The following is a 24,483-nucleotide window of genomic DNA, read 5'->3' as shown; positions in this document are numbered from 1 at the left end:
ATGGCAGCTGCAACTGCAAGCAGTTACCGCCGTAATACTTGATGTATTACAAGGTTTGTCAACGCAGAAGACGAACAAAGTCATAGAAAATTTGCCGAGAAGGAGGTTTAAACGAGGTTCCCGATTTTACTCCGCTGATTTATCGTTCTTGGGTCTGCGGCCCCGCTTTTTGGGAGCCTCTTCGGGAGACTTTTCCGCTGCCGTTTTTTGGGAAGCAGTCTTTTTCGCAGAAGCAGGCTTCTTTGCCGCCGTCTTTCCGGCAGTTTTCTTTGCAGAAGGCTTGGAAGCTGTTTTCTTAGAAGCTGTTTCCTTTACAGAAGCGGTCTCGGTAACGTCGATCTTCTCGCCTGTCTTTTTCCTGCGCTTCGGGGGAACATACTTGAAGAACATTGCGGACAGCCCGGGAATGGTAAGGCTGATGGAATAATCGCAGCCGTGCATTGAATATTCCTTTGCCTTTATCCTGCCGTTGTCCACCTCTCCGCTGCCGCCGTATTTGATATCGTCGGTGGAGAATATCTGCTCGTATGTACCCTCGTAGGGAACGCCTATCCTGTAATCGCTCCTCTTGACGGGAACGAAGTTGCAGACAACGATTATCTCGGCAGGCTTTTCGGGGTCGGAATTGTCGATTCGCCTGAAGGATATGACGCTCTGAGTGTAATCGTCGGCGCATATCCACTTGAAGCCGTCCCAGGAATCATCGTCGTGCCAGAAGGCGGGGGTATTCTTATAGAGATTGTTAAGATCTCTGTAGAAATCGTTCATCTTGCGGTGGGTCTCGAAGCCCAGGAGCATCCAGTCAAGCTCCTTTTCGTAGTTCCACTCGATGACCTGCGCAAAGTCATTGCCCATAAAATTGAGCTTTTTTCCGGGGTGGGCGATCATATAGGAGGCAAAGGCTCTCTGGCTGGCAAATTTGCCCTCCATGGTGCCGCTGCTCATCTTTCCGTAAAGGGAAGCCTTTCCGTGAACTACCTCATCGTGGGAGATGGGGAGAATGAAGTTCTCGCTGAAGGCATAGAAGAAGGAGAAGGTGAGCTTGCCGTGATCCCCCGCTCTGTAGATGGGGTCGGTGCGCATATAGGAAAGGGTGTCGTTCATCCAGCCCATATTCCACTTGAAGTTAAAGCCCAGTCCTCCCACATCGGCAGGCTTTGTGACCATGGGCCATGCGGTGGACTCCTCGGCTATCATCAGCACGTCGGGATTTCTGGAGAAAACGGTGGTATTGAGCTTCTGCAGGAACTCGATAGCCTCAAGGTTCTCATGACCGCCGTTCTTGTTGGGTCTCCACTCCCGTCTGTCGTAGTCAAGGTAGAGCATTGAAGCAACAGCGTCAACTCTCAGACCGTCCACATGGAATTTCTCTATCCAGTAAACGGCGTTTGAGATAAGGAAGCTTCTTACCTCGCCCTTGCCGTAGTCGAATACTCTGGTTCCCCAGGCAGCGTGCTCCTTCTTGAGGGGATCTGCGTACTCGTAGCAGCAGTCGCCGTCAAATTCGAAGAGACCTGCGGCGTCCTTGGGGAAGTGAGCGGGCACCCAGTCAAGGATAACGCCTATGCCGTTCTGGTGGAAGATGTCTATCATCTGCATGAACTGCTCGGGAGTGCCGTAGCGCGAGGTGGGAGCATAGTAGCCGATGACCTGATAGCCCCAGGAGCCGTCATAGGGGTACTCCGCAAGGGGCATGAGCTCCAGGTGAGTGTAGCCCATATCCTTTAAGTAATCGGACATTTCATGGGCAAATTTAACATAGTCGAAGGGCGAACCGTCCTCATACTGCTTCCATGAGCCGAGATGCGCCTCGTAGATGTTCATGGGGCTCTTGTAGACATTGGTCTTTTTCTTGTACTCGTACCACTTCTGGTCATGCCACTCGTAGCTGTCGATATCGAAATATTTTGTGGCGGTGTTGGGGCGGAGCTCCATGTGTGCGCCGTAGGGGTCTGCCTTGTCCACAACGCTCATATGAGAGGTCTCAACGCTGTATTTGTATGCAAAATACTGCTCCACGCCCTCAATGAATATCTCCCATACCGTAGGGTCGTCCAGACGGTACATGGGGTTTTTCCTTCTGTCCCAGTTATTGAAGTCGCCCACCAGCGATACGGACTTGGCATTGGGCGCCCATACACGGAAATATACGCCTTCCCTGCCGTCCTTCACGCCCTTGTGAGCGCCGAAGAAATTGAATGCCTCGCAGTTGCTGCCCTCGTGGAAAACAAAGAGCGGGAAATCATAATCTCCGATAGAGGAAGTTTTCTTATTTTCACTCATAATAACAGATATATCCACCTTTCAAATCATATAAAATACGGACTGTTTTTTCGTTTTGTCATACAGCTCCGCTTATCTTACTAATATTTTAACAGATTATGCATTAGATTACAAGAGGTCTTGTAAAAGTTTTACAAATCTCACTTATTTCTTACATACCCTTTGTGCAATATAACAAGAGATTTCCTTAATGTAGGATATAAAAATGTAAATATTTGGTGAATAAAACGATTTAGAAGAAATTATGCGGGGTATAATCTGAAAACTGCGGCTGTTCTGTCGTCGGGTCTTTCCCCCTCCGTCTCCTCCGCAGCCGCCATTATCCTGCCGCACATCTGACCGCAGGTAAGTCCCTCGTTCTCAAGCACTGCGGCAACGGCGGCGCTTGTTATGTCAATGCCGTCGGTGGTCATAAGCACCCGTGAGCTTTCGTTCAGGCTTATCCGCTCCTCGGTGACGGAAAGTCCGTTTATTATCCCCACAGGAGCGGAGCTGTCGCTGTAGACGCTCATTACGGGGCTTTCCCCCTCCTCACGGGTAAACACGGCGGTGGGAGCCGCTCCCATTTTGATGAGCCTGCCCTCGCCCGTGTAGAGGTCGGCGGAGAAGATATCTACGGTGGTGAAAATTTCCTCGGAGGAAGCGGCGGTCATTATGACGTTGAGCATTTTCACGGCGTTTTTCCTGCCGATTCCGCCTGTTATCATTCTGCGGAGAAGATTTACCGCCAGCGCACTTCGGGAAGCCGCCTTCCCGCCCCTGCCCATGCCGTCGGAGAGGATTATGTAGTAACGTCCCAGACCGTCCTCGAAGCAGGTGTGGCTGTCGCCGCAGGAGGAGCCTTCCGCCGCCTCCGCTTCTATCTCGCAGTCGGGGACATATCTGCCCTCGGTACGCCATCTTATGCGGCACAGGCGGTCGTTTTCACCGCCGCAGAGCATGGTGACGGGTCTTGCGAGACGCACTCCCAGAAGGGCGGCAAGACGGTCGGAAACGCCGCTGAGATGAATGTCACGAAAGCCCTCCGCAGCTGTGATGAACGCCTCGGAAAAGGGTCTGCGCCTGCCGTCAAAGGCTATCTGAGCCGAGCGGACGGCAAAACCCTCCTCCTCAAGGAGCCTTTTTAATACCTTTGAAAGCTCCTCATCGGGACGAAGCTCCTCTTCTCCGTTCCCCGAAAGCTCACATATCATTCCGCAGGAGGCGGAAAGCTGCTCGGAAGCCCCTTCTAAAAATCTCCGCAGGTACGCCGATCTGCGGCGGGATATCCTTTCCGCTCCCGCCGCGCGGCAGAAGCCGTCAGCGATCTGATCCTTTTTCGGGCAGCCCTCGAAGCCCGCAGGCAGCTCCTTTGCAGTAATCCTGCCCGAAACCGAAGCAATGCTCTGTGCGGCTTTGAAGCAGCCTTCGATACCGTCAGGCGAAATGCTGCCGCAAGCCGCACTGCACCTGCGCTGCGTGCAAATACTGCCGCAAACGCTGCTCTTGACCTCCTCATAAGGCTCCTTTCCCATCTTATCCGAACGGCGCATAAAAAGCTCCGCAGCCGTCTGAACATCTTCCCCCACCTCCTCAAGCACCTTTGCCGCAAACATCAGCTTGTCCGAACGGATATCCGCTTTTTCCTCAGAGGCGAATATGCCGTTTAGCTTCGGCAGATAAAGCCCCTCGGGGATAATACAGTACAGCGCCGCCGCAAGCCCCGTATCCGCAATAAATCCCGGAGTTCCCGAGGGCATTCCCGCAGCTGCCGTTATGCCGAACGCCGAAAGGATAAAGGCGGCGTTTACGGCGTATTTTCCCTTTGACGCGTACATTCCCGTTACAAGCCCCGCAAAGGCGAGCATTGCTCCGCTGCGCCCCAGAGACTGCTCTGCAAGGAGGAATGCACCTGCGGAAAGTATCCCCACAGCTCCTCCGCCCGCTCTTCCGAATTTCCTTGCGGCTGCGGCAGTGCAGAAGCCTGCGGCTATCCTGCCGGGGTTTATAAAGTCCGTGTGGGGGGTACACAAGGCGCATATCAGAAGCATATATGTAATTCCCATGGCTGCCGCTCTGAAATCTTGGCTGCCTTGGCTGCCCCGGCTGCCCCGGCTGCCATCGGAGTAAAAGCCGTTTTTCACCGTCCGAACCGTTTCGCAGAGGCAGTATGCCCCTCCGAAGCACATCACCGCTCTGAAAAACACTGCCAGGAACATTATCCAGTCGCCATTGTTTCCCGCGCTCACCGCCGCCGAGCTTATGAAATAAGCCGCTCCTGCCGCAAGAGCGCGGGTCCTTGCAGAGCATTTTCTGCCGAAGAGCTTAACAAAAACCGCCGTTACCGCAGCAGCCGCAAGCTCTGCAATATGGCTCCACAGGCTCCCTGCCGCCGCCCATGCCCCGAACATTCCGAAAACCGCAGCCGCAGCGCAGAGGGGACTTCCCGCCGCCGCAAGAGAGGCTCCGAAGGGGGACGTTCCCCCGCCTATGCGCATATCCGCGATGATAAAGCCCGCAAACGCCCAGATGACCGCCGACGCCGCTTTTCTGCCCTGCTTTGCCGCCAAAGCATTTCCCGACGGGCGGACCGCCGTCTCCCCCGTTTTTTCCGCTTTTGTTACCATACCTTTTTTCTTCCTTTCGTTTGTCTTTTTTTACCGTTCTTTTTTTCGGGATATATATTCCGATTATACGCCCCGTAATGTGCAAATAATGTCATAAGGGCGCAATAAATCTAATTTTCCATTGGCGGAAATTTCGGGATATCTCCCGAAAAAGCTTGTACGGGAAATACATACCCCGAAGCGCGTCGGCATGGGTCGGGAAATTGTCATACGGCTGCATGGACTCGCTTTTTCCCGACAAATATCTTAGCATAGTATACAGTCAAATCAAAAAAATACGGAATATGACAAATAATTCCTTCATACCGTCTTGAAATTTATCCGCAGATGATGTATAATAAATTCAGTTGTAAAAATATATGCCGAAAGGAACGGACAAATGAATATTGTAAACAAGGTTACGGTCACGATATGCGGAAAGGAATATAATCTTCAAACGGACGAGACCCCCGATTATCTCATTTCCCTTGCAAAGCGCGTGGACAAGGAGATAGGCGACTTAGTCAAGGCTAAGCCCAATTTCGGCGTGCAGAATGCCGCCGTATTCGTTGCGCTCACCTCTCTTGACGAGGCTCAGAAGGCTGCGGACAGCATCGAGAACGTCCGCACCCAGATCAAAGCCTATGTGGAGGAGACCGCCAAGGCGCGCAAGGAAAAGGAAAAGCTTGCGGACAAGAACAAGGCTCTCGAGGAGAAGATAGCTGCTCTCGAAAAGGAGATAAAGGAGCTTAAAAAGCGTCCCAGCTACGAATGCGAGCAGCTTGTTCTGGAAAACACCATCTCCCCTGCGGTGACTATCTATGCGGAGGAGAATGTGCCCGAGGCGGCTTCCGAAACGGAAGCCATGGTTTCGGAAGCGGAAGAAAAGGTTTCCGATAATGTTACCGTGGAAAAGCCCGCAGAGACTGCTCCCGAAAAGGAGAGTGCTGCGCCCGAGGAGCCCGAAAAGCCCTCGGAGACTGTAAATGCAGAAGAAAAGACAGCGCAAGCCCCCGCCCAGACTGCCGAATGCGGCTCGGACGCCAGTAAAAGCTCCGAAACACAGGATAGCGGCGAACACGGAGGGGCTGACGGAGGAACAGGCGCAGAAGCTCAGAATGATGGCGGTAATACACAAGATGATAACCTGACCCCTCCCCCTCAGAACAGGAAAAGCAGAAAGAAAAGGCGTTAAAAACCTATGAATAAAACAGGAAAGCCCGAGGTGCTTGCTCCCGCAGGCAGTCTCGAAAGCGTTTATGCCGCTGTAAGGTGCGGCGCTGACGGAGTTTATGCGGGCGGAAAGCTTTTTTCCGCCAGAGCGAACGCCGTCAATTTTTCGGACGAGGAGCTTAAAGCTGCCGTCGAATACTGTCATCTCCACGGAGTGAAGCTATACCGCGCCATGAATACGGTGATTTTTGACAGCGAGGCGGAGGAGTTCTGCAATGAGGTCAGAAAAAGCGCCGAGGCAGGCGTTGACGGGCTTATCATACAGGATATGGGAGGGGCGTATCTTGCGGCTATGACAGTTCCGAATATGCCCCGTCACGGCTCTACCCAGATGACCGTTCACACGCCGCTCGGGGCGAAAGCGGCGGAAAATGCAGGCTTTTGCAGGATAGTGCCCGCAAGGGAGCTGTCTCTTCCGGAGATAAAAAGGATCTGCGATACGGGCGTTGAGACGGAGGTATTCGTTCACGGGGCGCAGTGTATGTGTCTGTCGGGGCAATGCTATATGAGCGCTCTTATCGGCTCGAGAAGTGCCAACAGGGGGCAGTGCGCCCAGGCGTGCAGGCTCCCATTTTCCGCATTTGCCAAAGAGGAGCATTATGCGCTGTCGCTTAAAGATATGTCTCTGGTGAGCCATATCGGGGAGCTTACGGAGGCAGGCTGCGCTTCGTTTAAAATTGAGGGGCGCATGAAAAGACCCGAGTATGTGGCGGCGGCTGTAACTGCTGTACGAAAGGCTGCCGACGGGGAAAGGGACATTTCCGAGGATATGGCAAGGCTTGAAGCGGTTTTCTCACGAAGCGGCTTTACGGACGGCTATCTTACGGGGAAAACGGGAAAGGAAATGTTCGGTCACAGGCGCAAGGAGGACGTTGTCTCGGCAGACAGGGTATTGCCCGTACTTTCTGCTCTTTACAAGGACGAGAAAAAAAGCGGCGGCATTAGCTTTGAGTTTACACTTGAAGAGGGAAAGCCCTCGTCTCTGCGTTTTTCTTCGGGTGATATCAGGGGCGAGGTAATTGGTATGGTGCCCGAGGCTGCAAGAAACAGGTGCCTTACTCCCGATGATGTGACAAAGCAGCTTTCTAAGCTCGGGGGCACGAGATACGTGCTTGAAGACATCAGGTGCAGGATAGACACGGGTATCACGCTGCCTGCCTCGGAGCTTAACAGACTGCGCAGGGAAGCGGTTTCCCGGTGCGACAGGCTGATGATCGAAAGGAATACGCCCCGTTATGATATGACAGGTCATTCTCCCGATAAGGTCGTTTCGGGAAATGATGTGGCAGAGCCCGTCATTCGTGTGATGTCAGGCAATATTGATACTGTTCGTATGGCGATCGGATATGCGGAGCTTGTTATTGTACCTTTTAGTATTTGCAAAGGACTTCCCGAGGACATTCCGCCCGAAAAAATTGCTGTGTCGCTGCCCGATATCGTTACCGATGAGGATGGGCTTTTACGTGAGCTTTCCGAAATCAAAGCAAGGGGCTGTGAACATTTTGTATGCGGGAATTTTACCCATCTGGGTGTGCTGAAGGAGCTTGGCGATGTGCACATTCACGGGGGTACGGGGCTTAATGTCACAAACTCCTATGCCGTGAAGGAATATGCAAAGCTTGGACTTTCGGACATCACCGCTTCCTTTGAGATGAAGGCGGCGCAGTTTTCCGCTCTCGGAAAAGCTATCCCCACAGGCTTTTACGCCTATGGCAGGCTCCCTCTTATGATAACCCGCAACTGCCCCATACGGGCGCAGGTCGGCTGCAAAAGCTGCACGGGTGGGGTCACGGACAGGACGGGAAGGGTATTTCCCGTTGAATGCGATAATAAAAAATACGCACGTATCAGAAACTGCGACATTCTTGAGACGTCGGACAAGATATCACAGTTTAAGGGTGCCGCCTTCGCTCTTCTGGATATGGGGAATATGCCGCCAAAGCAGGCGGAGGAGGTCATAAAGCGGTATATCCGCCGCGGCAGCCCCGAAGGGAAATTCACACGGGGACTTTACTACAGAGGGATAGTCTGAGGGCAGACCCCATTGAAAGGATGTTCAAACAAATGAAGGAAAATTTCAAGCGGACTATCGCTTTTCTGTTTTTTCTGCTGGCGGGGATAGTTCTGGGCACGGTCATTGCAAGGGTTTGCAGCGGTGTGCCTTATCTGGGCTGGCTTGCATATGATATGTCGGTGGGAATTGACACGGGTGCGCCCGTTATTCTCGACCTCATCGTGTTTAGGCTTGCTTTCGGCTTCACCCTTTCGGTGAATGCCGCTCAGATAATCTGCGTCATTGCGGCGCTTATTGCTTATAACAAGACCTGTAAGGGACTGTGAAAGAAAAAATGACAAAGGACTTGACAAAAGGCAATGTTACAAAGGCACTGCTGCTGTTTGCTTATCCCATGATACTGGGTAATCTGCTGCAGCAGTGCTATAACATTGCCGATTCGTTTATTGTGGGAAAATTCTTAGGCTCGGGGGCTCTGGCGGCGGTGGGCTCAGCATACACCCTTATGACCTTCATAACCTCCGTTATTATCGGGCTGTGCATGGGCAGCGGCAGCGTTTTTTCCCTATGGTTCGGCAGGAATGACACAGCTATGCTCAGAAACAGCATTGCGGTCTCATTCCTGTTTATCGGCGGATTTACCGTTATTGTTAACGGGCTTATTTTCGGGGAAATTGACATTATTTTACATATCCTCAACGTCCCCACAGATATTTACGGCTCTATGAGGGAATATGTTTGGGTCATCTTCTTCGGCGTATTCTTTGTTTTTCTGTATAACTATTCTGCGTTCCTCCTTCGCTCGGTGGGAAATTCTATGATACCCCTGTGCTTTCTCGGCGGGGCGGCGGTAATAAATATTATGCTCGATATCCTGTTCGTGGTCACATTCGGAATGGGAATAAAGGGTGCGGCGCTGGCTACGGTCATCGCTCAGGCTGTTTCGGGAGTTGGACTTGGCGCTTATGTGCTGATAAAGGAGACTTGGCTTCTCCCGAAAATAGGCGAGGTCAAGATGTCACGTGAAACGGTTTTCGGAGTAGTGCGAAACTCCCTTGCCGCCTGCGTTCAGCAGTCGGTGATGAATTTTGGCATTCTGATGATACAGGGGCTTGTGAACAGCTTCGGCACGGCGGTCATGGCGGCTTTTGCGGCGGCGGTGAAGATAGATTCCTTTGCATATATGCCTGCACAGGAATTCGGCAACGCCTTCTCCCTTTTCATTTCACAAAATCACGGCGGCGGCAAGCGGGACAGAGTAAGAGAAGGTCTTCGGAAGGCTGTGAAGATATCCTCCGTCTTTTGTCTCTGCGTTTCGGTCATTATATTTTTCCTTTCGCCCCGGCTTATGCAGATATTTGTGAGGGCGGAGGAGACGGATATTATAAGCATCGGCGTGGGATATCTGCGCATTGAGGGCAGCTTTTACATCGGCATTGGCATACTGTTTTTGCTGTACGGCTTTTATCGGGGTATTGAAAAGCCTGAGATGTCACTGATACTGACGGTGATATCCCTGGGCACGAGAGTGCTGCTGGCGTATGTCCTTTCGCCCGTTCCCTTTATCGGGGTGAAGGGGATATGGTGGGCTGTTCCTATCGGGTGGCTGCTGGCGGATATTACGGGTATGGTTTATCTCAGAAACGCTTTGAAGGGCGGGGACATAATGGAATAAACGAGCATTTTTGTGCATAAGAACAAAATTTCTAAAAGCACTTGACAAACAGATACAAATGTGCTATAATATATTATATCCCCCATTTTATGCGGTGCGGATTTTTTTTAGTTGTCGTCATAAGTTTACATAATTCAGCTTGACATTATGCCGCAGATGGGGTATAATAATTTTAATTATTGTGTTCGGACATGCACGGAGACTGTTTATCGGAGCTTTGGAACGCTGTTTTACTGTTTTTGAAATTGCGCCGCAGATGGATATTATGCCCCCATAGGGCGGGGTGCGGAGGAAAAAGGTATATCTGCCGATTTCGGATCATTTTTTACGGCAGGAATTATGCGGGCGCTTATCTTAAAAAAGGTCGGATAATTTTTCGGCAGACAGGGGGTCTGCCGCATACCCCTTATGCAGTTATTCTTTCTTTTCACATTCCCGAAGATCTCCGAAACAGAAAATACAAAATAGACTTCCCGTCTGTTACCCGTATCGCAAAATGGGGTCAGCCGCTTTATGGCATATCATATGTACAGATACAGACAAGCTTTTTCTGCGGGAAGACATTATGATCCTTCTCCCCACCGATGTACGTCACAATAACTATAATTTTTTTCAAATCAACTAACTATCAGAATAATGAAATGAGGTAAAGAAAATTGGCTGAAAACCGAAACAATGAAAATGAGCCTGCAGTAAACGAATACGGCGAAAAGATCGCTCCCAAGACCGATAAGAAGGAAGGCTCCGCTCCCGCCGAGAACAGACGCTACAACAATTATTCAAACGGAAAACGTCCCTACACTCAGCGCAGACCTATGCTCCCTCCAAGAGGAGTTTCCCCCGAGAGCTTCGACAGACAGCAGATATCGGGAGCTCCCCGCAATGCCGCTCAGGAGGGTACTCAGGGCGAGAACCGTCCCTATGAGCAGCGCAGGCCCTACAGAAGCTACAATAATAACAAGCCCTACTACAACAATAACCGCAGCTACAACAACCGTTCCTATGACAACAGAAGCTATGACAGGCAGTACAGCAAGCCCTACAGGTCTCCCGAGCAGAATGCCGACAAGCCTGCTCCCGACACCTCCGTTTTTGAAAAGACTTCCTTTGAAAGAAGCTACGAGAAGCCCTATCAAAGAAACAACTACCGCGATGAAAGCAGATATCAGTCGAGCGGAAGATATCAGCGCAGAAGCTATAATCCCCCTGCCGTACCCGCGGAAAATGTTCCCGAGGTGCCTGTTCAGGAGGACTTCGGCTGCTATCACTCAAATCACAGGGCTGTAAAGCGCACTCCTTTGAAGATAATCCCTCTGGGCGGTCTTAACGAGATCGGAAAAAATATGACCGTTTTCGAGTGCGGCAATGATATGTTCATCGTGGACTGCGGTCTTGCTTTTCCCGACAGCGATATGCCCGGAGTAGATCTCGTTATCCCCGATTTTTCCTATGTGGAGCAGAACATCTCAAAGGTCAGGGGTATCGTTATCACTCACGGTCACGAGGACCACATCGGGTCGCTGGCTTATCTTCTGAAAAAATGCAGCATCCCCGTTTATGCTACCCGTCTCACCATAGGTCTTATCGAGGGCAAGCTCAAGGAGCATAACCTTATGGGACAGGCTAAGCTTAATGTTGTTACTCCCCGTCAGACCGTTAAAATGGGCTGCATGGCGGTGGAATTTATCAGAGTAAATCACTCCATTCCCGACGCTGTGGGTCTGGCTATACACACTCCTGCGGGTATCGTTATCCACACAGGCGATTTCAAGGTGGACTTTACCCCCATTGAGGGCGGCATCATCGACCTTGCAAGGTTCGGCGAGCTGGGCAACAGGGGCGTTCTCGCTCTTATGACCGACTCCACCAATGCGGAGAGGGCGGGTCACACCGCTTCCGAGCGCACTGTTGGCGAGTCCTTTGAAAAGCTCTTTGCCAAAGCTGAGGGCAAGAGGATAATCATTGCCACATTTGCCTCCAACATTCACCGCATTCAGCAGATAATCAACAAGGCTGTGAGCAGCGACAGAAAGGTGGCTGTTTTCGGCAGAAGTATGCTCAACGTTATCTCCACCGCTATGGAGCTGGGCTATCTTTCCGTTCCCGAGGGGGTCATCATTGATCTGGAGACTATGAACAAGTATCCCCCCGAGAAGATAGTTCTCATCACCACGGGAAGTCAGGGCGAGCCTATGTCCGCTCTTACAAGAATGGCGATGAACGAGCACAGAAGCGTTACCATCACGCCCATGGACTATATCATCATCAGCGCTAACCCCATTCCCGGAAACGAGAAGTATGTCACAAGGGTGGTAAACGAGCTTCTCAAGGCGGGCGCTGAGGTCATTTACGAGTCTATGTACGATGTTCACGTTTCGGGTCACGCTTGTCAGGAGGAGATAAAGCTTATTATGTCCCTCACTCGTCCCCGTTTCTTCATTCCCGTTCACGGCGAGTACAAGCACCTTAAAAAAGCTGCGGCTCTGGCTTATGCTATGGGCATTCCAGAGAGCAATGTTATAATCGGCTCCATCGGTGACGTTATCGAGACAGATGGCGTCAGCATCGGCGTTACGGGCAAGGTACAGGCAGGCAGAGTGCTTGTGGACGGTCTGGGCGTGGGCGATGTGGGCTCCATTGTCCTAAGAGACAGAAAGCACCTTGCAGAGGACGGTCTTATCGTTGTGGTGGCTACCATTGAAAGCGAGAGCGGCACCATTCTTGCAGGTCCCGACATTCTCTCGAGAGGCTTCGTTTACGTGAGAGAAAACGAGGAGATGATGGAGGCTGCAAGAGAGATACTCAGAAAAACTCTCGAGTCCTGCCTGTCGGGCGGCGTGAGAGACTGGAACAGCATAAAATCGGGTCTCAGAGATTCCCTCAGTGACTATATCTATATGAAAACTAAGCGCAATCCTATGATACTTCCCATTATCGAGGAGATCTGAGAAAGATTTATAAAGGCGGGTGGATCAAATGACGGGCAACAGCAGGAATTTATTTAAGCTGGTCTCTATGCTTCTTGTGGCTTCTTCCCTTTACTGCGCTTTCGGCACACTGGGAGGCGGCGAGGTCAGGTTCTGGATATCTCTCTGCATTACCTCCCTTATCGGCATAGCGTATCTCATTCTCTTTATGCAGAACGAAAAGGAGCTTGCGGAGGCTAAAAGGAGAGCGGACGCTCCCCCGCCCCCCGATGATAACTCCACCGTCAGCCGTTTCTTTATGAACAACTGCCCCGTTCCTGCCATCGTTACAGATGAGACGGGAAAGGTGCTGAAAAAATCCAAGGGCGCAACACTGCTTTTCCCCGACCTGAGAGAGGGCGAAATGCTGGGGGAGGCTTCGTCTATAGATATCACAGACTTATCCGCCGACAGCAGCGGCGATGAGGGCGAATTTGAATGGGAGCATTACCGTGTTCAGTATCTCACTGCCGTTAACACAGGGGAAACAGGCAAGCATTTCACTCTCCTCTGCTTCAATGACACCAGAGAGACCGCCGAGCTGAAGGAAGAAGCCGAGGACAGCAGGAATTATGTGGCTCTGCTGCTTATTGACGAGTATGACGAGCTTTTCTCCTATGAGAAGGACTCCAAACGCAGCGAGGTCGTTATCAAGATAGACAAGATAGCCGAGAAGTTCATCGAAAAGCACAACGGTCTTTTGAAAAAGCTGTCCGATGACAAGTATTTCGCCATTCTCAGCGAAAAGGAGCTGAGACGGATGGAGGAAAAGGATTATCTTGCCCTTCTGGAGGAAATGCACAGCATCCACGTTTCGGAACGCACCCACGTTTCCCTTTCCATGGGCATAGGCAGGGGCGGAAGCAGTCTGAGAGAAAGCGAGGAGATAGCCCGCAGCGCTCTCAGCGTTTCCCAGAAGCAGGGCGGCGACCACGTTGTTATCAAGAGCAGCAATCATGACACAAGCTATGTTTCCTACGGCGGCGCTTCCACAAAGACGGAGGTAAGCTCTCAGTCTAAGGTGAAGATATTCAGCGACAGGCTGAGAAATCATGCGGCGGCTTCGGACAGGATAATTGTTATGGGGCATAATTTCAGCGATATGGACGCTGTGGGCGCTGCTTCCGGTCTTGGCGGAGCACTTCGCGCATTGGGATTTGCCGCTTATGTTTATGTTAACCGCGAGACTACCCTTGCTATGTCCCTGGTGGAACGTCTTTATGCAAATATCGAAAAAGAGGCGAAGGAGCTTTTTGTTTCCGAGGAGCAGGCTCTTGAGCTTATGACAGAGGACACCCTCGTCATTATCGTGGACACCAACGGCAAGCACAACATTGACAGCCCTGCTATATATCAGAAGGCTGCAAAGGTCATTTACATCGACCACCACATTCAGACTCAGTGCCCTATCGACAATTTCATCGACCGCTATCACGACTCGGAGGCTTCCTCTGCCAGCGAGATAGTTTCTGAGGTCATAAGGTACAACAATCTCAAAAACAAGCTGTCCTGCTACTTTGCGGACGCATTGCTGGCGGGGATCATGCTCGACACCAAGGATTTTGTTATGAAAACGGGCGTGCGGACATTCGAGGCGGCGGCACATCTGAAGGATCTGGGCGCTGACCCTGTTTCCGTCAAGCTTCTCTTTGCAAACTCCTTTGACATCGACAAGCTGAGGTCGAGGCTTGTGGAGGGCACGGAAAATTACAACAACTACGCCATCACCTGTCTGGGTGAGGAGATATACGGCGAATATTCTCACATCGGGGACGAGGAGCTTGAGGAGGCTAAAAAAACCGTTTCCGAGCGCTCCGCTAAAAACGGTGCTGCATTATCCGATACGGAGCTTATGCAGGCGGCGGTGAAGTTCGCTGCCGAGAAAAAGGCGGGCGTTATCAAGGTGGCTGCGGCTCAGGCGGCAGATCAGCTGCTCAACACCCTCCACATCAAGGCAAGCTTTGCTGTTTTCAGGACCAATGACAGCAATATCAAGATATCTGCCCGTTCCTACGGCACTGTCAGCGGCGGCGCAAATGTGCAGGATATCGTCAAGCGTCTGGGCGGCGGAGGTCACATCACTATGGCGGCTGTGGATATCAAAAACAAGTCTCTTGACGAGGTGTGCGGTATGCTCAGAAACGCTCTGGATGAGTATGACGCTGCGATGAAGTCTATCTGAGGACTGATATTATGGGTATTTTTTCAAAGCTTTTCTTCTCTGCTGCGGGGGCTGTGAAACGGCTCACGGGCAAGGTAGCTCCTACGCTGTATATGGAGGAGACAGAGGGGCATTTTGCTGATGTGTTCGGATATGAGCCCGATGAGGCGAGAGTATTTCACGAGCTTATGTCGGACTTTGTTCACATTGATGTGCATATCGTTCCCCCCGGTGAGAAAAGGGATTTCTATCTCCTGTTTACCACGGGAATGAGCGACCTTCCTATGACCCTTCCCGAGGAATGCTCCTGGGACGAGAGGAAGATAAACGAGAGGGCTGAGCTTTACTGTCTGCTGCCCCCCGACTGGAAATTCGAGGGCTTTGCGGACAAGGCTGAGACGGACAGGTATTTATGGATAATCAGGGTGCTGAAACAGGCTGCAAGATATCCTCATCAATGCAAAAGCTGTCTCGGCAGTATGCACTCTTTGCAGTTTACCGAGGAGAACACTCCCTTTGCGGACAACACAGGCTTCTGCTCTGCGGTCTTTCTTCACTCGGACGAGAGGGACTTCGGCGGGAAATTCGGCGACAGGCTGGGGTATTTCCGCACAGGGGACGGGGCGTACATCAATCTTCTCTGCCTTATACCCATGTATGAGGACGAGATGAATTTTAAGATAGAAAAGGGCGGAAATGAACTGTTTCTGCGGCTTTTCGGGGAAACGGTCACCGACTTTTCGGGACTTATCATCGATATCAACAGAGAAAGCGTTTGTATGAACAAATGCATCTGATATTATATTTTTGGAGGTAATCAAGTATGAAGGTAATTTTTTTACAGGACGTTAAGGGCTCGGGCAAAAAGGGCGAGGTAAAAGAGGTCTCCGACGGTTACGCAAGAAATTTCCTTATCGGAAAAGGTCTTGCTGTAGAGGCAAGTGCAAAAAATATGTCCGACCTTGCAGGAAAGAAGTCTTCCGAGCAGCACAAGGCTGATGTGGCAAGGCAGGAGGCTCTTGACAATGCTGCAAAGCTCAAGGGCAAGAACGTTGTCATCAAGGCTAAGGCAGGTGCAGGCGGAAAGCTCTTCGGCGCTGTTACCGCTTCTCATGTGGCTGAGGCTGTTTCACAGCAGCTGGGCGTTAATGTTGAGAAGAAAAAGGTTGCTCTCAGCTCCGAGATAAAGGCTTTCGGCGGCTATACTGCCGAGATAAAGCTTCACCCCGGCATCTCCGAAAAGATCACCGTTAACGTGGTCGAGGAGTAAGAGGAGTCCCTATGGAGCTTGAAGAGATAGCAGGGCGCGAAATGCCCCACAGCATCGAGGCGGAGCAGACCGTTTTAGGCGCTGTGCTTATGGATTCGGAGCTTTTAGGCACGGTAATGAACTATGTCAAGCCCGAAAGCTTCTACGTTTCAAAGCACAGGCAGCTTTTTGCAATTATCATTAGGCTTTTTACACTGGGCGTGAACTCGGACATCATCACCGTTCTTGACGAGGCTGTCAGAGAGGGCGTTTTCGAGGATTCGGGCTCGGGAAAGGAATATCTTGCTGCCATTATGGAGGGCGTTCCCACCCTTGCAAACATCGAAAGCTACTGCAAGATAGTTGAGGAGAAGTATTATCTCCGCTCCCTGGTGGAGGCTGCCAAGAGCATTATCGAAAACTGCACGGAGGCTTCCGAGCCTGCTTCGGTGATACTCGATTCCGCTGAGCAGATGATATATGACATCAGGCAGGGAAAAGAGGTTGACGGTCTGACTAAGGTGGACGAGGTGCTCCTTGACACCTATGACCACTTAAACCGCATTTCAGGCGTTGACAAGGAGAAATATCAGGGCGCTAAGTCCGGATATTCCGACCTGGATAATGTTATAAGCGGTCTGAACAAGTCTGACCTGCTCATTCTGGCTGCCCGTCCCGGTATGGGAAAGACTTCATTTGCGCTGAACATTGCCGCTAATGTGTGCAGGAGAAGCGTTGACAAGGAGGTCGTTGTTTTCTCTCTGGAAATGTCAAAGGAGCAGCTTGTTACACGTATGCTGTCGGCGGAGAGCCTTGTGGACAGCGACCACCTTATCAAGGGAAACATTGACGAGAAGGACTGGGAAAAGCTGGCTCAGGGCGCGGACAGAATGGCGGGTATGAATCTGTATCTTGACGATACGGCGGGCATTACCGTTGTTCAGATGAAGGCTAAGCTCAGACGTCTTAAAAACGTGGGGCTTGTTATCATCGACTATTTGCAGCTGATGAACTCAAGCAAGCGCACCGAAAACAGAGTTAACGAAATTTCCGATATCACAAGACAGCTAAAGCTCATGGCTAAGGAGCTGAATGTTCCTGTTATCACCCTTTCACAGCTGTCCCGTTCCGTTGAGTCACGTCCCGACAAGAGGCCTTTGCTCTCAGACCTGCGTGAATCGGGTTCTATCGAGCAGGATGCGGATATCGTTATGTTTCTCTATCGTGACGGGTACTACAACAAGGACAAGGTGGAGGACGTTAATCTGGCGGAATGCATTGTGGCGAAAAACCGTCACGGCGAGACGGGCACGGTAAATCTAAGATGGAACGGTCAGTATACATTGTTCCTCAGCGAGGACAGGCGGTTTGCTCCGTCTGAAAGCTGATATGGGCGTTGTGGACACCGTTCGTGAGACTGTTTCACGATACGGTATGATACCGGAGGGAAGCAGGGTCATTGCCTGCCTTTCGGGGGGCGCGGACAGCGTTTGTCTGCTGAGAGTTCTTCATATGCTCAGAGATGAAACGGGATTTTCCCTTTATGCCGTTCACGTGAACCATTGTCTCCGCGGTGAGGAAAGCGACAGGGATATGCATTTCTGCGAGGAGCTTTGCAGAGAACTTGACATTCCCCTGTCCGTTTATCACGTTGATGTGAAGGGGTACTGCGCCGAGAATGGCACGTCTGCCGAGGAGGGGGCACGTATCCTTCGGTACGGGGCTTTTGAAAAGGAGTCACAAAAGCTTGGGGGTGCACTTATTGCCACCGCTCACAACAAGGGGGACAACAGCGAGACTGTTATTTTTAACCTTGCGCGGGGCACGGGCATTCGCGGGCTTCGGGGCATCCCACACAAAAGAGACTGCATTATCCGTCCGCTCCTTGGGGTCACGAGGGCGGAGATAGAGGAGTTCCTTACGGCTCTGGGTCAGGGTTTTGTGACGGACAGCACAAATCTGACCGAGGATTATTCCCGAAATGTCATAAGGCACAGGGTGGTCCCTGTTCTTGAGGGGATAAACGGAAATTTTGCCGAGGCTGTTTCCCGTTTGTCCGAAAGCGCTGCTGAGGACGAGGAGTATTTTGAGGAGCTTATCAAAACTATTCCCGAAAATGAGATATGCGGATATCCCCCTTCGGTGAGGAAAAGATATATCAGGAAACTGCTGTCGGTGGCAGATATCGAATGCTCCTATGAGCGGCTTTCAATTCTTGACGGTATGATGGTATCGGGGAAAAATACGAAGTATCAGCTCAAAGGAGATGTGTTTGCCGTATTTAAGGGCGGCGTTATGGAGATAATGGCGCTCCCCTCATATGACAAAATTTTCTTTGATAAACAGATAGATTTTTTGCAAAATGCCGAAACGGTCATTCCCGAATTTGATAAAACGGTGATAATTCGGAGAGTTTGCAATGATATTTTGAAAAGCGGCACTAATATTCAAAAAAAATTAACAAATCACCTCGTAAGTTGTGATAAAATACAAGGTGTTGTTACTTTGCGAAATAAGCGTGACGGCGACAGGATATGCTTTCATAACAGGGGCGTTACCACTAAGCTGAAAAAGCATTTTAATGCTCTGAAGCTCTCCGATAACGAGCGTAATTCCGCTCTTGTGATGGAGGACGAGGTCGGGGTATTCTGGTGCGAATACGGCGGTGCGGCTGAACGCGTTTTCCCCGAAAGCAGCGAGTCACCCGAAAATATATTTGAAATTTCAGTCAGAAAGACGGCGGATAATGATTACCGAGACTATAAATAACTACGGCTACAGCGGAATCAAGCGGGAGCTTTTTTCCGCCGCCGAAATAAAGGAAAAAATTAACATTGCGGGCAGAAAAATATCCGATGATTTCCGGGGCAAGCCCCTTTTGCTCATAAGCATTCTCAAGGGCTCCTTCGTGTTCCTTGCAGACCTGTGCAGAGCGGTGGAGATCCCCTGCGAGATAGGCTTTATGTCCGCTTCAAGCTATGGAAACGGCACTGTTTCCTCGGGAAATGTGAAAATCACTCTCGACCTTGACAGGGATATTTCAAAGTATCACGTGGTCATCGCCGAGGATATTATAGATACGGGCAGGACTCTCGCAAGCATTTGCGAGCTGCTTCGTGAGCGGCACCCCCTTTCTCTCAGCGTTTACACCCTTTTAGACAAGCCCTCCCGCCGAGAAGTCGATCTTACGGCGGATCACAGCCTGTTTACCGTTCCCGACCTGTTTGTGGTGGGCTACGGTCTGGACTGCGGAGAGAAATTCAGAAACCTTCCCTATATTGCGGAGGCTGAACTTTAATTTATTTTTACACACGGTGCGGTATCTCCCGTATCAAGAAAGGAAAATCAGCAGATGAAAAAAGGCAGCGGTTTATTTATTTACATTATAATAGCCATTGTTCTGATGTTTTCAATGGTCTATTTCCTGAGACAATCGTCTCAGCCAAAATCTGAATACACATATTCCCAGATAATGGAATATTTTGATAATTATGAGGTTTCAAAATACACCTTCGATCTGGGCAGCGGCGAGCTGGAAATGACGGTCAACACCGCCGAGGGCACCAAGGAGATAAAGTACACGGTTCCCAATGTAAACATTTTTATTGACGAGATACAGTACTCCGCAGGCGGCGAGGACAACTACCGCGAGGCTTACAACAAGCTCCACCCGGATGCCCCCCTCAGTCAGGAATATTACAAAATTCAGGACAACACCTGGCTTTACAATGTTCTCCCCTCTCTCGTTCTCATTATCCTTATGGTGGCGCTGTTCATCTTTATGATGAGACAGGCAGGAGGCGGTTCCAAGCTCAACAACTTCGGCAAGGCGAATATCAAAAATCAGTCCAAGAAGAAAAACACCTTCAAGGACGTGGCAGGCGCTGACGAGGAAAAGCAGGAGCTTGCTGAGATAGTTGACTTCCTTAAAAATCCCAAGAAATACAATGACATAGGCGCGAGAATTCCCAAGGGCGTGCTTCTCATGGGACCTCCGGGTACCGGTAAGACCCTTCTTGCAAAGGCTGTTGCAGGCGAGGCAGGCGTTCCCTTCTTCTCCATTTCCGGTTCGGACTTCGTGGAGATGTTCGTGGGCGTGGGTGCAAGCCGTGTAAGAGACCTTTTTGAGACGGCTAAGAAAAATGCCCCTGCTATCGTATTCATCGACGAGATCGACGCTGTGGGCCGTCAGAGAGGCGCAGGTCTGGGCGGCGGTCACGATGAGCGTGAGCAGACCCTTAACCAGCTCCTTGTTGAGATGGATGGCTTTGAGGGCAACGAGGGCGTTATCGTTATCGCTGCTACAAACAGACGTGATATCCTTGACCCTGCTCTGCTTCGTCCCGGCAGATTTGACAGAGAGGTCATGGTGGGATATCCCGATGTTAAGGGAAGAGAGGAAATTCTCAAGGTCCATGCAAAGAACAAGCCCCTTGCTCCCGATGTTGACCTCAAGGTAATTGCTAAGACTACTCAGCAGTTTACCGGTGCCGATCTGGAAAATCTTCTTAATGAGGCGGCTCTTCTTGCTGCTCGTCACGACAGACGTGCTATTACCGAGGCGGATATTGAGGAGGCTACCGTTAAGGTGGTTTCGGGTCCCGAAAAGAAGTCTCATCTTGTTACCGAAAGAGACAGAAAGATCACTGCTTACCACGAGGCAGGTCACGCTGTTGCGGCATATCATCTTAATGACGCTGAAAAGGTTCACATGGTCACCATCATTCCCCGTGGCGATGCAGGCGGATTTACAATGGTTCGTCCCGAAACAGACGATCAGTTTAAAACAAAAAATCAGCTTTTTGACAGAATTGTTCACGCAATGGGCGGACGTGTTGCCGAATCTCTTGTATTTGATGACATAACCTGGGGCGCTTCGGGAGACATTCAGCAGGCTACAAGAACGGCAAAGCTTATGATCACCCGCTGCGGATTCTCCGAAAAGCTTGGTCCCATTGAATACGGCGGCGATAATAACGAGGTATTTTTGGGACGTGATTACGGTCACACTCAGAATTTCAGCGAGGCTACGGCTGCTCTTATTGATGAGGAAGTTAAGAACATCGTCAACAGCGCTTATAAAAAGTGCGAGGAGATCCTCAAGGCTAATATGAACCAGCTTAATGAGCTTTCCGAATATCTTCTTGAATATGAGAAGATCAACGGTGACGATTTTGAAAAGCTTATGAAGGGTGAGCTCAAGTGGGAAAAGAACGAGAACAAGCCCGGGAATAAGGCTGACGAGACGGAAGAAAAGACAGAGGAAGCTAAGGCTGAATCTGAGGATAAGACGGAGGAGAATAAGGAATAATATTTTCTGTCAGCTGACCAACAGTATGGTATAATATTATTAAACCTAACGATTGGAATGTATGGTACTATGAAAAAAGACTTCTGTACAGATGTTTGCGATGAGATAAGATTTTGGGTGTTATTGAAGGCGGTTTTTGTTGGGATGCTCTTACAAGAGAGCGAATGAAGAACGCTAAAGCTCTTGAACCGTATGGTTACAAGGTTTATTCGCAAAATGATGAAGATGGGATTATTAACGAAATTTTTCGCAGAATAGGAACAACAAATAAAAGGTTTATTGAGTTTGGCGTTCAGGACGGTCTTGAAAGCAATTGTCATCTGCTTCTGTTTTATGGCTGGTCAGGTCTGTGGATAGATGGTTCTTCCGAATACTGCAATGAGATTTCTCTAAAATTCAAACCTGTTATAGAAAATGGACAGCTTAAAGTAACTAATGCTTTTATTACCAAAGAGAATATTAACAGTTTGTTTGAGCAATCCGGATTTACCGGAGAGATCGATCTTTTATCAATAGATATTGATGGAAATGATTTATATATATGGGATGCTATCAATTCGGTAAATCCAAGAGTTGTGATAACAGAATATAACGGCAAATTTCCTCCCGACCTTGAATGGTCTCAGGCGTATAATCCAACTCACGTCTGGAATGGTACCGACTGGCACGGAGCTTCTCTTAAAGCATTTGAGAAGCTGGCTGAGAAAAAAGGATACTGCCTTGTTGGCACAGATCTTAGAGGCTGTAATGCTTTCTTTGTAAGAGCCGATCTTGTTTCAGATCACTTCATAGAACCTCATACAGCAGAAACATTCTATAATCCGCTTCGTACTAACCTTATTTTTACTGCTTCCCACCCATCAAAATTCTGCCTTGCTGTTCAGAAGGAAAACCTTGGAGTATTAAATTATTTGTCCTATGATTTGGCAGAAGGTTTCCACGCAGAAGAAAAAAATGATAGTTCAGTTTTTGTGTGGAGTTCTCAAAATGAAAGCAAATTAAAAATTTTAGTTGATAAAAATGCAAATTCTGTTTGTATCCCCTTTACAATTCCTTTACAGGTAACAGAAAGGATTTTTGATTATAATGTAAAGGTTAAAGCAAATTGCGGATTTTTCCAAGAATTTCATCCTTCTGAATCAAACTCTGTCATAATACCTATTGATTTAGGTTTGCAAAACAACCATATACTTGAAGTAACTTTTACTGTTTCTCATCTTTGGAAACCTTCCGAAATATTTTCATCCACAGATGATAGACATTTAGGAATTTGCATCATTTTGTCCGAAATAAAATAATCATTTTTTAGTTAATACTAATAACCAATTGTTCTATGGATAAAGACGGTGGATAGAATACGACAAATCAAGGAAAACGACCGCAGGCGGGCTGTCGCCCGGCAAGGGAGTTTGACGCAGAGTTGGCGTATTATAGCCGCCGTATTTTGTCCATAGGTTAATTGGTTATTAGTATAAGCTCCGAGCCGAAAGGTTCGGAGTTTTTGGTTTCTGATAATAAAATGCGGACGTCCTTTGAACGCCCGCATTTTTTAATATTCTGTATTCATCAACTATCATAAAAGCCTGATATATGGATAAGTCAATGTGGCTTATTGAGGATTCTGCAATGCCATGACTTTTCTGCCAACTTCTTTATCGGTTCCCGCTCTGTACACTACTACTTCAACATCATCAAATAAGTTTCTGACCACATATTCTTCATAGACCCTGATCGATCTTCCGCTTTGGATATCAGTATATGTGTCCACAGAGCCGAAGGTTTCCGAAAGCTCTATTCCGTTCTGATATACCTTTGTGTCAAATGCCCAGCCAAATGATTTATCACTGCCCGAATTATTTTTGAAGGTATATCCGATCCTTACACAATTATCGGGAAAGTCAATTTTTTTGGTGGCAGAATCAATTGTCATCTCGTAAGTGTAGTTTGTTCCCCCATCTGAACCTGATGATGATGGTTTATTTTGATTGTATGACACCATAAGAAATATTATCACTACAATTGCGAATATTATTCCTCCTATTGAAACCTTTGGCTTATTGGATTCAGGATTTTCATTCATTTTTAAGACTCCCTCTGCTGTGATAATTCTGCCTTTTGGCGAATTATCACGTAGTTTTACTTTATTGTAACATATTTCGGGAGGGTAGTGGTTAGCTGTCGGCACACTTTTTCCTTTTTTTATTGAACTTGGGAGCAAAAAATGCCGCACATCATTTTTTCGGATGATGTGCGGCATTGATTATTTGCTGTTTCGTTCAGCCATAAGTCCGTCCTTGATACCCTGCATGATAACATCTCTTGCCTTGACAGCCTCCTCCTTGGGAAGAGGTTCAACGTCTTTAAGAGCATAGTCAATGCCGAGATTCCGGTACTTCACCTTGCCCATATCGTGGTAGGGAAGGACATCGAGGGCTTTGACGGATTTCAGCCCCGAGATGAATACGCCCAGCTCGTGGAGGTATTTGTCATTCTGAGTAATGCCGGGAACGACAACGTGACGTATCCAGAGCTCCTTTTTCTTTGTGCTTGCGTATTTTGCAAAGGCAAGGATATTTTTGTTGCTCTGACCTGTGAGCTTTTTATGCTCCTCGTCGTCGATGTGCTTGATATCAAGCATTATAACGTCGGTAACGTCCATAAGCCTGTCCACGGCGGTGGTGTCCGAGGGGTTGAAGGTTATGCCCGAGGTATCGAGGCAGGTGTGTATGCCCCGTTCCTTTGCCTTTTCAAAAAGCTCCGTAAGGAAGGGCAGCTGCGCCATGGGCTCGCCGCCTGTGCAGGTTATTCCCCCGCCCTTCAGGAACTCCTTGACGCCATCGTACATATCAAGTATCTCCTCGGCGGTGACTGCCTTGCCCACCCCGTTTGTATCGGTGTGGAACTCCCAGGTGTCGGGATTGTGGCAGTACAGGCACCTCATGGGACACCCCTGGAAAAAGACGACGAACCTGATACCGGGTCCGTCGACTGTTCCGAACGATTCAG

Annotated in this window: 17 protein-coding genes; 13 read left to right on the top strand and 4 right to left on the bottom strand. The window is 49.5% G+C overall.

Annotated features, from left to right (window positions below; all coding sequences use genetic code 11):
• Positions 1-126 precede the first annotated feature (126 nt).
• On the bottom strand, positions 127-2,283 hold the full coding sequence (glgB, locus tag ACI4J0_RS07975) for a 1,4-alpha-glucan branching protein GlgB (RefSeq protein WP_439765281.1): 2,157 nt from the start codon (positions 2,281-2,283) through the stop codon (positions 127-129).
• Between the two features lie 242 nt (positions 2,284-2,525).
• Positions 2,526-4,889 (bottom strand): SpoIIE family protein phosphatase, encoded by a 2,364-nt coding sequence (locus ACI4J0_RS07970; protein WP_439765280.1) that lies wholly within the window; start codon positions 4,887-4,889, stop codon positions 2,526-2,528.
• Between the two features lie 379 nt (positions 4,890-5,268).
• On the opposite strand from ACI4J0_RS07970, the gene zapA reads away from it, so the two are divergent.
• The 13 genes from zapA to ACI4J0_RS07905 all read left to right on the top strand — a co-directional run bounded on the left by zapA (position 5,269) and on the right by ACI4J0_RS07905 (position 22,775).
• Positions 5,269-6,063, top strand: coding sequence for a cell division protein ZapA (gene zapA, locus ACI4J0_RS07965; protein ID WP_439765279.1), 795 nt, complete (start codon positions 5,269-5,271; stop codon positions 6,061-6,063).
• A gap of 6 nt (positions 6,064-6,069) precedes the next feature.
• Positions 6,070-8,133 carry a DUF3656 domain-containing U32 family peptidase gene (locus ACI4J0_RS07960; RefSeq protein ID WP_439765278.1) on the top strand — a complete coding sequence of 688 codons (2,064 nt, stop codon included), beginning with the start codon at positions 6,070-6,072 and terminating at the stop codon, positions 8,131-8,133.
• Between the two features lie 32 nt (positions 8,134-8,165).
• On the top strand, positions 8,166-8,441 hold the full coding sequence (locus tag ACI4J0_RS07955) for a DUF4321 domain-containing protein (RefSeq protein WP_439765277.1): 276 nt from the start codon (positions 8,166-8,168) through the stop codon (positions 8,439-8,441).
• A gap of 8 nt (positions 8,442-8,449) precedes the next feature.
• Complete coding sequence (locus ACI4J0_RS07950) at positions 8,450-9,790, top strand: MATE family efflux transporter (protein ID WP_439765276.1); 1,341 nt, start codon at positions 8,450-8,452, stop codon at positions 9,788-9,790.
• 1,235 nt (positions 9,791-11,025) lie between these two features.
• Positions 11,026-12,738: a ribonuclease J gene (locus tag ACI4J0_RS07945; protein ID WP_439765331.1), complete on the top strand. Its 1,713-nt coding sequence runs from the start codon at positions 11,026-11,028 to the stop codon at positions 12,736-12,738.
• Between the two features lie 28 nt (positions 12,739-12,766).
• Positions 12,767-14,938, top strand: a complete 2,172-nt coding sequence (locus ACI4J0_RS07940) for a DHH family phosphoesterase (protein ID WP_439765275.1) — start codon at positions 12,767-12,769, stop codon at positions 14,936-14,938.
• Positions 14,939-14,949: 11 nt separating this feature from the next.
• Positions 14,950-15,714 carry a suppressor of fused domain protein gene (locus ACI4J0_RS07935; protein ID WP_439765274.1) on the top strand — a complete coding sequence of 255 codons (765 nt, stop codon included), beginning with the start codon at positions 14,950-14,952 and terminating at the stop codon, positions 15,712-15,714.
• A 26-nt stretch (positions 15,715-15,740) separates the two neighbouring features.
• Positions 15,741-16,187: a 50S ribosomal protein L9 gene (rplI, locus tag ACI4J0_RS07930; RefSeq protein ID WP_439765273.1), complete on the top strand. Its 447-nt coding sequence runs from the start codon at positions 15,741-15,743 to the stop codon at positions 16,185-16,187.
• 11 nt (positions 16,188-16,198) lie between these two features.
• The gene (gene dnaB, locus ACI4J0_RS07925) at positions 16,199-17,554 is read left to right on the top strand and encodes a replicative DNA helicase (protein WP_439765272.1); all 1,356 of its coding nucleotides are present in this window, start codon (positions 16,199-16,201) and stop codon (positions 17,552-17,554) included.
• Positions 17,535-18,935, top strand: a complete 1,401-nt coding sequence (gene tilS, locus ACI4J0_RS07920; RefSeq protein ID WP_439765271.1) for a tRNA lysidine(34) synthetase TilS — start codon at positions 17,535-17,537, stop codon at positions 18,933-18,935. The genes dnaB and tilS overlap by 20 nt, the downstream gene beginning before the upstream one ends.
• Entirely contained in the window at positions 18,913-19,464 is a 552-nt protein-coding gene (hpt, locus tag ACI4J0_RS07915) for a hypoxanthine phosphoribosyltransferase (protein ID WP_439765270.1), read from the top strand. The genes tilS and hpt overlap by 23 nt, the downstream gene beginning before the upstream one ends.
• Positions 19,465-19,518: 54 nt before the next feature.
• The gene (gene ftsH / locus ACI4J0_RS07910) at positions 19,519-21,477 is read left to right on the top strand and encodes an ATP-dependent zinc metalloprotease FtsH (protein WP_439765269.1); all 1,959 of its coding nucleotides are present in this window, start codon (positions 19,519-19,521) and stop codon (positions 21,475-21,477) included.
• 113 nt (positions 21,478-21,590) lie between these two features.
• Positions 21,591-22,775, top strand: a complete 1,185-nt coding sequence (locus ACI4J0_RS07905) for a hypothetical protein (protein WP_439765268.1) — start codon at positions 21,591-21,593, stop codon at positions 22,773-22,775.
• A 311-nt stretch (positions 22,776-23,086) separates the two neighbouring features.
• On the opposite strand, the gene ACI4J0_RS07900 is transcribed toward ACI4J0_RS07905, so the two are convergent.
• On the bottom strand, positions 23,087-23,557 hold the full coding sequence (locus tag ACI4J0_RS07900) for a DUF5067 domain-containing protein (protein ID WP_439765267.1): 471 nt from the start codon (positions 23,555-23,557) through the stop codon (positions 23,087-23,089).
• A 180-nt stretch (positions 23,558-23,737) separates the two neighbouring features.
• On the bottom strand, positions 23,738-24,483 hold a 746-nt coding region (gene pflA, locus ACI4J0_RS07895), incomplete at its 5' end, for a pyruvate formate-lyase-activating protein (RefSeq protein ID WP_439765266.1).

This window comes from Huintestinicola sp. (assembly GCF_051882455.1).
Lineage (GTDB): Bacteria > Bacillota > Clostridia > Oscillospirales > Ruminococcaceae > Huintestinicola.
Note: the sequence above shows the minus strand (reverse complement) of the source record. Positions and strands in the feature narration are given on the sequence as shown.